This window comes from Chloroflexota bacterium (genome assembly GCA_035652535.1).
Taxonomy (GTDB): Bacteria; Chloroflexota; UBA6077; order UBA6077; family SHYK01; genus DASRDP01.
On sequence record DASRDP010000009.1, the window covers coordinates 1 to 12,453 of the forward strand.

12 protein-coding genes are annotated in these 12,453 nt (G+C 66.7%); 5 read left to right on the forward strand and 7 right to left on the reverse strand.

Annotated elements, in window-relative coordinates; translation table 11 throughout:
- Nucleotides 1-901 (reverse strand): Rieske 2Fe-2S domain-containing protein (locus VFC51_01185; protein ID HZT05618.1); only part of this gene is annotated, 901 nt, incomplete at its 3' end.
- Between the two features lie 167 nt (nucleotides 902-1,068).
- Between VFC51_01185 and VFC51_01190 the strand changes: the two genes are divergently transcribed.
- On the forward strand, nucleotides 1,069-1,719 hold the full coding sequence (locus tag VFC51_01190; GenBank protein ID HZT05619.1) for a thioredoxin family protein: 651 nt from the start codon (nucleotides 1,069-1,071) through the stop codon (nucleotides 1,717-1,719).
- A 114-nt stretch (nucleotides 1,720-1,833) separates the two neighbouring features.
- Here the strand turns inward: VFC51_01190 and VFC51_01195 are convergent, their stop codons facing one another.
- Nucleotides 1,834-2,193 carry a DUF1330 domain-containing protein gene (locus VFC51_01195; protein HZT05620.1) on the reverse strand — a complete coding sequence of 120 codons (360 nt, stop codon included), beginning with the start codon at nucleotides 2,191-2,193 and terminating at the stop codon, nucleotides 1,834-1,836.
- Nucleotides 2,194-2,257: 64 nt separating this feature from the next.
- On the opposite strand from VFC51_01195, the gene VFC51_01200 reads away from it, so the two are divergent.
- Nucleotides 2,258-3,523 (forward strand): Rieske 2Fe-2S domain-containing protein, encoded by a 1,266-nt coding sequence (locus VFC51_01200; protein ID HZT05621.1) that lies wholly within the window; start codon nucleotides 2,258-2,260, stop codon nucleotides 3,521-3,523.
- Between the two features lie 506 nt (nucleotides 3,524-4,029).
- Complete coding sequence (locus VFC51_01205; GenBank protein ID HZT05622.1) at nucleotides 4,030-4,761, forward strand: dienelactone hydrolase family protein; 732 nt, start codon at nucleotides 4,030-4,032, stop codon at nucleotides 4,759-4,761.
- Between the two features lie 95 nt (nucleotides 4,762-4,856).
- Here the strand turns inward: VFC51_01205 and VFC51_01210 are convergent, their stop codons facing one another.
- Nucleotides 4,857-5,444, reverse strand: a complete 588-nt coding sequence (locus VFC51_01210) for a hypothetical protein (protein ID HZT05623.1) — start codon at nucleotides 5,442-5,444, stop codon at nucleotides 4,857-4,859.
- A gap of 318 nt (nucleotides 5,445-5,762) precedes the next feature.
- Here VFC51_01210 and VFC51_01215 point away from each other — a divergent pair, with 318 nt between their 5' ends.
- Nucleotides 5,763-6,806, forward strand: coding sequence for an extradiol ring-cleavage dioxygenase (locus VFC51_01215; protein HZT05624.1), 1,044 nt, complete (start codon nucleotides 5,763-5,765; stop codon nucleotides 6,804-6,806).
- Nucleotides 6,807-6,883: 77 nt separating this feature from the next.
- On the opposite strand, the gene VFC51_01220 is transcribed toward VFC51_01215, so the two are convergent.
- Together VFC51_01220 and VFC51_01225 are read right to left on the reverse strand one after the other, a co-directional pair.
- Nucleotides 6,884-7,981, reverse strand: coding sequence for a hypothetical protein (locus tag VFC51_01220; GenBank protein HZT05625.1), 1,098 nt, complete (start codon nucleotides 7,979-7,981; stop codon nucleotides 6,884-6,886).
- A 78-nt stretch (nucleotides 7,982-8,059) separates the two neighbouring features.
- On the reverse strand, nucleotides 8,060-9,430 hold the full coding sequence (locus VFC51_01225; protein HZT05626.1) for a MaoC family dehydratase N-terminal domain-containing protein: 1,371 nt from the start codon (nucleotides 9,428-9,430) through the stop codon (nucleotides 8,060-8,062).
- A 26-nt stretch (nucleotides 9,431-9,456) separates the two neighbouring features.
- On the opposite strand from VFC51_01225, the gene VFC51_01230 reads away from it, so the two are divergent.
- A complete protein-coding gene (locus VFC51_01230) occupies nucleotides 9,457-9,807 on the forward strand; it encodes a 1-acyl-sn-glycerol-3-phosphate acyltransferase (protein HZT05627.1) in 351 nt (116 codons plus the stop codon).
- Nucleotides 9,808-9,830: 23 nt separating this feature from the next.
- Here VFC51_01230 and VFC51_01235 read toward each other — a convergent pair whose 3' ends face one another.
- Nucleotides 9,831-11,555 (reverse strand): S53 family peptidase, encoded by a 1,725-nt coding sequence (locus tag VFC51_01235; protein ID HZT05628.1) that lies wholly within the window; start codon nucleotides 11,553-11,555, stop codon nucleotides 9,831-9,833.
- A 179-nt stretch (nucleotides 11,556-11,734) separates the two neighbouring features.
- Complete coding sequence (locus VFC51_01240; GenBank protein ID HZT05629.1) at nucleotides 11,735-12,418, reverse strand: Ig-like domain-containing protein; 684 nt, start codon at nucleotides 12,416-12,418, stop codon at nucleotides 11,735-11,737.
- Between the last annotated feature and the right edge of the window lie 35 nt (nucleotides 12,419-12,453).

Here is a 12,453-nt window from a genome sequence, read left to right on the forward strand (position 1 = left end):
TGGAGGGCAGGAACCCGACGCCGTTCGCGCCCTGTCCGCCCGCGCGCAGCACGATCGGATCTATCGGGTTCCACGCCACCGACCACGCCATCGTGTTGTTGTCGTCGATGGGGACCCAGATGTGGCCGGGAACGCCCACGAAGCCGCCCGGGGGGAAGAAGGTGTGAAACGGGAACATGAACTGGGTGATGCGCCAGTAGTAATGGTCGGGCCCTTCGTCCCGCTGCGCCCCATACATCAAGCCATAAGGGGTGTCGGTGAGGAAGAGGCGCGGGTGCCGGTCCTCGTGAAAAACACCCTGGTCGTTTTGAGGGCCGCGCTCTTCGTCGGGATTCAAACGGGCGTGAAGAAAATAGAGGTGCGCGGTGTCGATATCGCCTTCCAGCGCCTGCACCCAGTTACATTCCCGCAGGACGGGCGACAGATTCCGCTGCTCGGGCGGCACGAACGCCCATTCGACGCGCGGCAGCTCGGGGGGATTCGCCCGAGGCCCCATATAGGCCCAGATCATCCCGCCGTGCTCGCGGCAGGGATATGCGCGCTGGCGCACCTTATCCTTGAAGTTGCTCTCGGGCGGCTCGTTCGGCATGTCGACGCACCGGCCTGTCACGTCGAACTTCCATCCGTGGTACACGCAGCGTAGCCCGTCCTCTTCGTTGCGGCCGAAAAACAGCGACGCTCCGCGGTGGGGGCAGTGGTCAGCGAGGAGGCCCGGCCGTCCTGATGTGTCGCGAAACAGGATAAGGTCCTCGCCCAGCAGGCGCACCCGCATCGGCGCTCCATCGGGCTCCATCAGCTCTTCGGACAGAACAACGGGAATCCAGTACTGGCGAAGCAGGTCTCCCATCGGCGTGCCCGGACCGACGCGAGTCAACAGCTGATTGTCTTCCTTGCTCAGCATCTTTCCTCCCCGTCTCGCCACCGGAGCATTTTCGGTGATGGCCGGAGTATAGCGCGGCGGGCCCGGCTGTACGGCCCATAGGCAGGAACCTCGAGCGGACAGCCGCGCCGCTTCTTGCTACCATTGCAGCGGTGCACACATCTGATGGGCTCACGAAGGAGGAGACCATGGCTGTTACTCGGGAACGCTTCCAGCAGGGCATGAGCTATGCCGAGGCCAAGGAGCGCATGACGCGGAACCGTCCGAACATCGAGCGGATCGAAGGTCTGATTTCACTGACCGACGCGGATCTTGCCCCCTGGCGCGCTCTCCCCGAGAAGTTCAACGTTCTGGTTCTGGTGATCGATCCCTGTCCGGACGTATACACGAATCTGCCGATCATCCAGCGCATCGCCGATGCGACCGGCAAGCTGGACGTGCGGATCCTGATGCGCGACGACAACAAGGATGTCATGGCGGAGTTCATGAACGGTCCGTACGAGTCCGTCCCGGTCATCGCCTTCTACGACCAGGCGATGAATCTCCGGTCGGTGTTCATCGAGCGCCCCAAGAGCGTGACGACGCTGCGCGAGCAAAAGACGCGGGAGATTCAGCAGGCGAACCCCGAGTTCGGACCGGTCGGACGGAGCCCCGCGGATATGCCCGAAGACGTTCGGGCCCGCTACCAGGCGGCCATCAACGAGATGCGGGCGGCGACCACCGACTACTACATCCGAGAGTCCCTCGCGGAGTTCGGACAGATCGCGCGCGAGCTCGCCAGCGCCCCCAGCGGCGCGCCGCAGTGGCGCGGCAATCTCGTCGCCGCGGCCACCGCGTAGGAACCCGAGTGGCGGGGGGCCGGTCTTCCCCCCCGCCGCAGCAAGGGAAGGTGAGGGTGGGGGACGTACCCGTCGCCCGGGACCCGGTCACCAAGTGGGCAATCGCGGGCGCGGCTACACGCCTTCCACAAGCGCCAGGTTGGTCCGCGCCGCGGAGTGACGGATCTTCTTCGGACCGGCGTACTCGGCCGATTCGTACCACTCCTTCGCCCGCTCGAAGCTCGGAAACTCGATGACGATGAAGGGCTTTGCCGACCAGTCGCCTTCGCGAACTTCGACCCGACCACCGCGGATAATCGTCTTCCCGCCGTACTGCTCGAGGGTGGGCGCGAGGCCCTTTCGATACTCATCCATCGCTGCAGGGTCGAGAATCTCAATTGGCTGGGCAATGACGTAACCGGCCACCGTGTACCCTCCATGGTATTGCTGGACGGATCGTATCACGCGCGGCGGAGCGCAGTCGTTGGCTGCCACGCAGCCTCGACTATCATTGATGTGATCCGACGATTCTGATGCTGAGTTGGGACCGGGAGGGGCAATGCTGAGCAAAGAAGACAATGAGCTGGTCTGCCGGGTTGGACCGGGAACTCCCGGCGGCGCGTTGCTGCGTCGCTACTGGCTGCCGGCCCTGCTGGTCACGGAGCTGCCCGGGCCCGACTGCGACCCAATCCGCGTGCGCCTCCTCGGCGAGGACCTGGTGGCGTTCCGAGACACAGAGGGGCGCATCGGGCTCGTTGGCGCCCACTGTCCCCATCGTGGCGCGTCGCTCTTTTTCGGCCGCAACGAAGAGAACGGGCTACGCTGCGTGTACCACGGATGGAAGTTCGACGTGACGGGCCGGTGCGTCGACATGCCCAACGAGCCGCCCGAGAGCAGCTTCAAAGACAAGATCAAGCACACGTCGTATCCATGCGTCGAGCAGGCCGGTGTGGTGTGGACGTACATGGGTCCGCCAGAGCGCAGACCGCCCATGCTGAACCTCGAGTGGATGCGCCTACCCGCGGGGCATCGGTGGGTCTCAAAGACGTACGAGCGCTGCAACTGGCTCCAGGCCCTCGAGGGCGGGATCGACACGTCCCACTCCTCGTTCCTTCATAGCCGCGCGCACAATGTCGCCATCGACAAGTCTGAGCTTCGCGCACGGGCGCGCAATCCGCGGCTCGAGGTGCTGGACACCGACTACGGCTTCACCTACGCGGGCATTCGCCATCTGGCGGATGAGGGGAAGAACTACGTGCGCGTGTATCAATTCGTCCTGCCGTTCCACCAGATGCGCGCGGAGGGCCAGGGTATCCGCCCCGACCCACAAATCGACGGCCATATGTGGATCCCCATCGACGACGAGCACACGTGGGTGTTCAACTGGGCGTACCGACGCGATTGTGGCCCGATCCCCGAGGAGCGGTGGCTCGACCAAGAGCATCGGATGGGCAGGGGACCCGAGGACCTGCTTCCCGGCTTTCGGCTCAAGCAGAACATAGAGAACGACTACCTGATCGACCGGGCGCTGCAGCGGTCCGGCGAGAACTACTCAGGAATCCCCGGCGTCAACACCCAGGACTACGCGGTGCAAGAGGGGATGGGTCCAATCTACGACCGAACGCAAGAGCACCTGGGAACCTCGGACCTCGCCATCATCGCCGCGCGTCGGATGCTGCTCCAGTCCATTCGCGATCTCCAGGCGGGCCGTGAGCCGGCTGCGCCCTTCGCGGACCCGTCCCACGTGCGCCCGGCGGAGATGGTCCTCCCGGAAGGTGCGCGCTGGCAGGACCTGATGCGGGACGAGCTGCTCGCAAAAGCGTAGTTCGCGTTTCATGAGCTTGTCGAAGGGCGGGCCGAGGGTTCGCCGCCGTGAACGGCGGGCCTTGGCGGGGCGAGCATACCGCTCCGCGGTGTCGTGCTGAGCGCTTTCTTGCTGTCATGCTGAGCGCAGCGAAGCATCTCGGTTGATCGAGATCCTTCGGGCTCCGCCCTCAGGATGACGGGGCGGCTGTCATGCTGAGCGCTTTCTTGTTGTCATGCTGAGCGCAGCGAAGCATCTCGCGTGATCGAGATCCTTCGGGCTCCGCCCTCAGGATGACCGGGCGGCTGTCATGCTGAGCGCTTTCTTGTTGTCATGCTGAGCGCAGCGAAGGATCGAAGCGCGCCTGTCATGCTGAGCGCAGCGAAGCATCTCGGTCGATCGAGATCCTTCGGGCTCCGCCCTCAGGATGACCGTATTTCGACGCGCGGAGCCTCCCCCTCGGCGTTGACGCGCGCGAGGAGCCCGGCTATCCTCGCAGCATCACACCACACACGAGGAGAGCTGAGGTGTACCAAGCGACGACGCGCGAGGTCCGATTCCCGGGCGGGGGCGGCGAGCAGCAGGCGTGGATCTCGACGCCCACGGCGCCCGGTCGCTATCCGGCAATCATCATGTTCCACGGCCGAAACGGTGTGAACGATCCGTTCAAGCACGTGGGCGTGCGCTATGCCGAGGAGGGGATCGTCGGCATGGCCGTCGACTACTTCACCCAATCTGACAATCCCACCAATGTGGAAAGCGTCGAGACGATCCGTGGCGCCATGCAAGTCCTGCGCAACGAGCCGTCGGTCGATCCGGACCGTATCGTCATGAGCGGCTACTGCAAGGGCGGGGGGCTCACCTATCTCGGCCTCGCGAACGTCCCGGGCTTCGCCGCCGGTGTCGTGTATCACGGCGGGCTGTTCGTGCCGGAGAAAAGCGCCGGCTTTCCGGAGAACCCGGCGGATGCAGCCCTGCGAATCGACGTACCGTTCATCATCCTGCACGGGATGTCGGACCCGGGCGTGAAGATCGAATACGTATACGATCTCGCGCGCAAGCTCAATGAGATGGGCAAGCACTTCGAGCTAAAGGCGTACTGGGGGACACGGCACGCCTTCACTCTGCCGGGCGGCAACGACTACGTCCCCGAGCACGCGGAGGACGCCTTCCGCGAAGCTGTGCAGTTCATCCGGCGAACGTTCGGCTTGCCGGTCGGGACCGTTGACCCCCTGTTCCTGCAGCCGGCTGGCGTCTAAGACAAGACGAAGGCAGCGGCCGAGTTCTTCTCGCGAATCCACAGGGGCGGCCCGGATCGATGAGATCCGGGCCGCCACGTTGCGCTTGAGCGCGATTAGCGATTGAGTCGCGTGGGAGTTGGCCGGGGTGGCTGGCCAGGCTGCGGGAGGGCTTGGAGCGTCGCCTGCAGGCCCGACACCGGCGTTGGCTTCGGCTGCTCGGTCGGCGCGCTCGTCGCCTCGCCACGGCCCGCCGCGCCCGTTTCCGAGGTGGTCTCGGCTGTTACGGTGCCGGTTGTCACCGCGGTGACGGTACCCGTGGTGACGGCCGTCACGGTTCCGGTCGTCACAACGGTGACCGTGCCGGTCGCTTCAGGCGTACCAGTGGCGCCCACGGTGGCCGTCGCCGCGGATGAGGTTGGCGTCGAAACCTCGGGCAAGGGCGGCGGCGGTGCCGGTGGCTGCACCGATGCCCTTGGCGGGATAGTCATCCCGATCTCCGCATTGTGCTCGATCACCCACTCGTGGTCCGCCTCCGCGCCCCACGTGCCGCGGAACATCGCCTGGGTCTCCGCGTTCTCACCGGAGAGAGTCCTGCCGTCGGCGGCGACGTCGCCCTGCATCCGTGCGCTGCTGGCGATGCCGAAGACCAGGACCACCGCCGCGCCAACACCGGTCATCCACTGCCACGTTCGAAATCCCATAGGCCTATTCTCCCATTCCCGTTCGGCGGGTCATCGAAGCCCGCGGACGTGCCTGGCGCCTGGCCCTCGACGTGGATGTGCGGAGGGCGCCCGAGTGAGCGCGGGCTGGAGACGGAGCCGCCAGAATTCCGTCTCGGGGCGCGCTGGATTCGGCCCGAGACGTGCTATTGTACGATCGCGATTGCAGGTCGACCAGTAATCGTGACCGTTTCGTTACACAACGGTCACGAACCAACCCGTGGTAAGATGGCGAGCGGCGAGCCACACTGGGATCAACGTGGCGACCGCCAGGCGCCGTGCCATCTGCCGGGGGAATCGATGGGCGAAATTCTCGGCGTGGGCTGCTCCCACGGGCCGCACATACAGTTCCTCGATGAGGACATGGCGAACGTCCTCCGTCGGACGTTGAGGAGCGAGAGCACCCCCGCCGAGCTGAAGGACCCCGCCAATTGGCCTGCGGAAATGCGCGCCGAGTGGGGCGACGACGGCGGGATCCGCGCTGCGCAAACCCATCGCGCCACGTTGATGGCTGGCTACCGCGCCGCTCGGGCCGCCATCGACGAATTCCGTCCCGATTTCGTCCTGATTTTCGGGGACGACCAGTACGAGAACTTTCGACTGGACATCATCCCGCCATTCTGCGTCTACGCGCTGGCCGAGATGCCGGCGGAGCCCTTCAAGCCGAGCGCCGGCCTCGGCGCCTCGGCAAACATCTGGAACAAGCCCACGGACACGGTCATCACCGTGCCCGGCCACCGCGAGGCCGCCATGGAGATCACCGAGCGCCTGGTCCACCGTGGGTTCGACGTCGCGTGCGCTTTCGAGTTCAACCACGCCGAGAGCCTGAACCACGCCTTCACGCGAACGGTCGTGTATCTCGACATGGACCTCCAGGGCTTCAACTACCCGATTATCCCGTTCCACGTGAACTGCTACGGATCGAACCTCCGCGTGCGGGAGAAGGACCGACCCGCTGGCCCGTTCGCGCCTCCCCCGTCACCTCCCGCCTGGCGCTGTTACGACCTGGGGAAGGAGATCGCGGGCATCATCTCGGCGAGTCCTTGGCGCGCCGTGGTGATCGGATCGTCCAGTTGGTCCCACGCCACGCTCACCCGCAAACACCACTACCTCTATCCTGACGTCGAGGCGGACCGCGCCCGGCTGGCGGAGATCAGAAGTGGCGATTTGCGCGTGTGGCGCGATCTGACGCCCGAGGAGATCCTGAACAGCGGCCAGCACGAAATCCTGAACTGGGTATGCCTGGCCGGCGCGATGGAGGGCCGCACGCCGCGGATCCTCTCCTATGCCGAGACCTATCTGTTCAACTCCAGCAAAGCCGTCGTCGTCTTCCCGCCGTCGTAGGGGAGTCACCGTCGCGTTCGGCCGTCCCGCCCGGCCTGATGCCGCCCACCCCGAACTCTCCGGGCGAACGCCCACCCTTATTCGTCGCCGTTGATGCTCTCGCTCCCGCCGGGCGTCAGCTCGAACCTGAGGCTATTGCTCGCGCCGTTCGAATTGATCACGGTGACTTCGTAGCTCCCGGGGACGGGGAGCGTCGATGTGACGCCGATGCAGTTGCCCGCGTCGTCGCACAGCACGCCGGACGGACCGGACGATGGCACGACGAACCGCAGCGTCGTGCTGTCGTCGGAGCCGCTTCGGGCGACGAGGTTCCCTGGCGCGCCGTCTGGATGGTGCAGCCCCATCGATGGACCAAAGGTGATGAGGTTGTTCCCGCCCGCGAACGCCCTCCCTCGGATCACGACTTCGATCCCGGCCGGGCCGCTCGCCGGCTCGAGGGCCTCGAGGACCGGTGCTGGCGCGGCAGGCGTCGGCGAAGCCGTCGGCGTGGAGGTCGGGAGCGGCGTCGGAGTTTCGGTCGCGGTCGGTGTCGGGGGCGTGACCAGAGAGGTCTGGGTCCACGTCTCGCTCCCGGAGCCGAACCAGGCGGTCCACGTGAAGCTTGCCCACAACGCGCCGGTGCGACCCGGCGGTGGAGGCGCAGGGGCCGCGAAGGGAGATGCGCCCCCGGGGAGCGGCACCGGCGTCAGCCGCGAGCCGGAGTAGATCGTGCCATACTGGCGGCCGACGTACTGATAGCCGTTGTACATGTCGAACATGAGCCGGTTGCCGGCGCACTGCCCGTAGTAGCTCGCGCCGTCGTCTTGCTGAGCCATGATCCAGGTGTGAAACTGCCGCACGGAGACGGTGGCCGAGTACGACCGGCTCCCGCCGACCGTCTGCTGTCCCTGGTTCAGCCACGTGCCCCGGAGGTCGTAGGGACAACCGGCGATGGGAATGGCGCCGATCGCGCTCGGGGCCTCTGCTCCTCCCGGCGCCGCGGCTACGCCCGGCGTGAGCGCGGCCTGCGCCGACTGGTCGATCCCCTCCTGCTCCGGTGGCGGCATGCCGGGCCCCCAGTTCCCGAACTGCGGTCCCTCTTGCGCGCCAGCGCCATGGGGCGCGCCCAGGACCACGAGGCAGCCGATCAGCGTGGAGAGGACGGCGAGCCAATTGACCCGCGGAGAACGAGCCATGAGTCAGCCTCCGAATCGGTGGGCGGATGCCGCGAGTCCGTGTGGCTCGCGAAGTCTCGGCGAACGTGGCGCGAAAGCTTATCGGGATCGAAGCGGGAGCGCCACTGTCGCGGATCCGCGCGCCGCCTCCGCCCGGGGATTGTCTACTCCGATCTCGAGCTGCACGATCCCCGCGCCGTCGCGCAGCTCTTTATCGACGACGCGGGCGCGGCCGGTCAGCGTGTCGCCCGGATGGCTGTTTTTCACCATCCGAAACGGCCCCATCTTCTTGATGCGCCCGTCGAGGCCCATCCATCGGCGGAGAGTGATCTCGAAGACCATCTCATAGCCGCGCGTGTTGAAGATGATGTCGTCCAGCCCGGCCGCCCGGGCGAGCTCGCGATTGTGGTGGATCGAGCCGAACATGCGGTCCGCGGCGACGCTCATCACGATCCGCTGGTAATTCAGCCAGATATGATACGGGGGGATCTCCTGTCCGACGGCGACGTCCTCAAAGTACGTCTGGCGCGACCAGTCGACGTCGGGGCTACTCTCCTGGGGCTGCATGGTGGTCGGCGGCTGCTCCACCGGAGCGGAGCGCGCTTCCTGGACCCGTTCCTCATGGGGGTCATACCGATACTGGGTGCTGCGGCTAACGAGCACCAACTCGCCGGTCCGCTTGTAGATGCCGGTCTCGTGGGTCAAGAAGGCGCCGTTTCCAACGCGCGTCTCCTTCGGATCGATCTTTACGAGCTTCGTCACGACGCGGAGGCGGTCTCCGGGATAGAGCGGTTCGAAGCTCTCCCATTCGCTCGCCGCGTTGAAGCCCTTTGAAAAAGGCGACGGCACGGCAGAGTGGCGCGATCCGTTTCGCTCCGGCCGGCCGGGAGCAAAGGGGGGCGGCTCGCCCGGCACCCAGTAAGGCGGCAGTGCCCAAAGCGGCGTCATCGCGAGCGGCGCGACGATCATGCGATAACCGTGCGCTTGAGCCACCGCGTCGTCGTAGTGGAGGGGGCAGTCGAAGCAGTAGACCTCGAGCTTCCGTCGGATGTCGTTGCGAGAGACCTCCTCGAGACCTTCGAACTCCGACTCCCGCCCGAGCCACGGCTCGAGGTCCGCGAGCGTGACAGATCCCTTCGATGCGGTATCCTGCATCTCCTCCTCCGTTCCCATTCGAGGAAGCGCGGCGCGGTGGCAAGTATACCCAAGGCCGGCCGCTTGACAGGCGCGCGGCTCCGGGACAAGCTCCGTCGTCAGCTGGGACACCAGCAAGGGGGCGACCGCGCGATGCTCGTCCGAGGCATCGAGGAGAACCAGATCACCATGTTGGTCGTGGTTCCCCAGGCGCTGCAGCTCCTCCTCAATGCCATCGAGCGCGAAGCGCGACGGAGGGGAGACGCCGAGCAGCTCGCCCGGATGTTTCGACTCGCGGAGTTGATCCCGGTGCGTCTCCGCCGGATCCTTTTCCATTCCGTCCACGATCGAACGGGTTTCCTCTGTCGAAATCCGGCAACGTGCGAGGCAGCCTCGACTCTATGGGGAGGCTCTTCGACCTCGACTGGTCAGTCCTCCTCTTCCCGGAGGGGGAGCTCTTCGAGGGCGGGCCGCTCCGGCCGTTCATGGCGGGCACCGGCCTCACGGCCGTCGAATGTCGCGTTCCGGTGGTGCCCGTCTGGGTGGAGGTCGAGCGCCGAAGCTTTGTTCAGGGCGGCCGGTGTTCTGTGCGCGGCGCCTTCACCGTGCGGATCGGCGAACCGGTAACCTTCGATGTCCGCACGTCATACCCAGAGGCAACGGCGCGAATCGAAGCGGCGGTGCGGGCTCTCGCCGGCGCCGCTGATGGATAGCGACGGGCATCGGCGGGGCGGCCTCAACAGCCGCGCCTGGTACACGTCCCGAGCGTGCGGGTCGGACTCGGCGTAGCGCTCGGGATTGGTGCGACGGTTTCGGTTGACGTCGGCGTCGCCGAGGGCGCAGCCGGGGTCCAGGTCGCGGTCGTCGCGCTCGCTGGCGTTGGGGTCGCCGTCGGCTGGCTCGCGAGGGTCGGCGTCGACGTTGGGCCTGAGGGCGTCGCCGTGGACGTCACGGCCGAACAGCTCCGGGAGGCGCACGGCGTGGGGCTGAGGGTCGGCGTCGCGGTCCCGCCGCCCGATGCTCCAGTGGTCGGCGTTGCCGTTCGCGTCGGCGTCGACGAGGGGATCGGCGGGGCCGTCGGTGTTCGAGTGCTGGTCGACGACGCGGTCGGGGTCGCGGTGGATGTCGCGGCGGGCAGCTTCGTCGACGTGCTGGTCGGCGTCTGGCTCCCCGTGGGACTGGTGGCCGTCGACGTTGGACTCGCGGCCGACCCGGTGGGGGATGGGGTGGGTGTGGCGGCGCCTCCGCCCCCGAGCGCCGGGATCAGGAGGTTCGCCTTCGGGCTTCCGAGCCCCGTGACGAGGTCGTACCCCGGTGCGGCGTTGCATTGGGGGCCGCAGCTCCCGTTCGAGCCGGTCGCGATGTCGTGGTAGTCCGAGGGGAAGGAGTAGAGCGGGGCAACGCCACTCGACGCGGCAAGGGCCGCGAGGGCCGCCCACTGGGGCGCTCCCGCGCTCGTCCCGCCGACGACCCACCAACCCCTCTGGCCCTGGTACAGCGTGGTGTCGTACACGGCGAATCCGGTGTGCGGATCGGCGTCGTACGCGACGTCCGGCGTGCCGCGCCCCGCGCCGAAGGTCTGGAAACCGGACTGGTACGATGGGGTGGCCAAACCCCCTGGGCAGAAACTCGATGTCGGCACCTCGATCGCGCTGATGCCGCCACCGGAGCCGCCCCAGGCCGACTCGGACACGTACGAGCCATCGGACGTGACGCTGAGCGTCGTGCCACCCACGCTCACGACGTTCGGCGAGGACGACGGGTAGATGACGCCGTGTCCGCTGTCCCCAGATGACGCGAAGTATGTGACGCCTGGGGTTGTGAAGTACGAGTCGTAGGTGGTTTCTCCGCAGAACTCGGACCCGCCCCAGCTCATGGAAACGGCGACAGCGCCGTGGGTGTTCGCATATTGGACAGCGGCGAACAGATTGGTGAAGCTGTTGTCGGCGGCTACGACGAGGAGGATGTTGGCGTCCGGGGCGATAGCATGCGCCCACTCCACGTCAAGGGATGTCTCGAGCGCCCAGCCGCCATCTGTGGGAATGCGGCTGCCCTGCGGCTTTGCGATCGTCAGGTTGGCGGCCGGCAGGCCAAACTGCTGACTGAAGACGGCCAGGTCGTTGGCGATCGTCGGGCTCCCGTACGCGTCGACGATGGCGATGGTCTGGCCTGCGCCGGTGCCTGCGATCTGGTCGAATCCGTACGCCTTTCTGGCCTGGGCGGGGGTGAGCCCGGACTGGTACGTCGACGTGGTGAGCGGCGTTCCCACCTGATCCGACACGAAACGGGCATGGCAGCTCGCGGCGTGCGGGCCGCCGGGCCCCGGGCACGCGGGGGCGTTGAAGCGGCCATGGAGCGCGTTGGATGCGACGGCCGGGCTCGACGGGGAGCCATCGACCAGCACCGCGGCGATCATCGCGATCGCGGCGCTCGCCAGCGCAACTCGTCGCGGTACGTCCAACGATATGGCTCCTCAGGGTCCGGTGAGCGCCGGTTACGGGACGCGCACATTCTGGCACGGCCGGTTCAGCGGATTGATACCCTACGCGTCGCTATTATCGCCGAATTCTGGAGAATTCGTAACGAGCCGCGCGGTGAACTTCTTCACTGCGCGACGGGGCGCAGCCGCGCTTCCGTGCGCTAGCAGCCGGGCGGCGGTGGGAAGATCAGAATGCAGGGAGAGCCAGGCGGATACGGTGGTGGGTATGGGGGGGCCGGACAGCCGCTCTGGGGCCCGAAGCATGGTCGCATCGGCGCCACCCCGGGCCCTGTCAGCGACGACGCGACGCGCCCCTCCAGGAGCACGGTGACCGTGGCGTGCGACCATCCGTCCACGGGCGAGTGCGCGTACACATAGAGCGTGTGCGGGCCCGGGACCAAGCTTGTGGGCGTCCAGGTGAAATTGAAGCCCGAATATGCGAAGGCCGAGTTGCCGAGAACGATGGCGACGTCGGGCCGGGGGGCGCCATAGTCGGCAGTGCCCAGAGGCGGCGTGCTTCCGGCGCCCATCTCCTCGTCGAGGTAGATGATCACTCGGTCCACGCCGGTCCCCGGGCCGGCGGGATCGGCAGCCCATCCGCCCACATTCAGCGGAGTGCCGTTACCGACTCGATCGCCATCTGTCGGCGTGTCGACGCTGATTTGCACCTGCGACGCCGGGGTGGTCTGCCCCTGCGCTTCCGCATGGAGCGGCCCAACCGCGAAGATCAGGGAGGTCGAGATGAGGGCAGCGAGCTTCTGTGCGATCCGCGGTATCCTCCCGTCACTCCAAGGGGTGTGGAGGCGCGCGCGGATTCGACGAATAGCCGTTTGGTTATTCCGCATTTGGGACGCCACAGAAAGAGCCGAAAGTCGAGCAG

Coding starts and splice junctions, on each gene's coding strand:
- VFC51_01190 (HZT05619.1), top strand. CDS start 1,069: ATGGCTGTTACTCGGGAACGCTTCCAGCAGGGCATGAGCTATGCCGAG.
- VFC51_01200 (HZT05621.1), top strand. CDS start 2,258: ATGCTGAGCAAAGAAGACAATGAGCTGGTCTGCCGGGTTGGACCGGGA.
- VFC51_01210 (HZT05623.1), bottom strand. CDS start 5,444: ATGGGATTTCGAACGTGGCAGTGGATGACCGGTGTTGGCGCGGCGGTG.
- VFC51_01215 (HZT05624.1), top strand. CDS start 5,763: ATGGGCGAAATTCTCGGCGTGGGCTGCTCCCACGGGCCGCACATACAG.
- VFC51_01220 (HZT05625.1), bottom strand. CDS start 7,981: ATGGCTCGTTCTCCGCGGGTCAATTGGCTCGCCGTCCTCTCCACGCTG.
- VFC51_01225 (HZT05626.1), bottom strand. CDS start 9,430: ATGGAAAAGGATCCGGCGGAGACGCACCGGGATCAACTCCGCGAGTCG.
- VFC51_01240 (HZT05629.1), bottom strand. CDS start 12,418: ATGCGGAATAACCAAACGGCTATTCGTCGAATCCGCGCGCGCCTCCAC.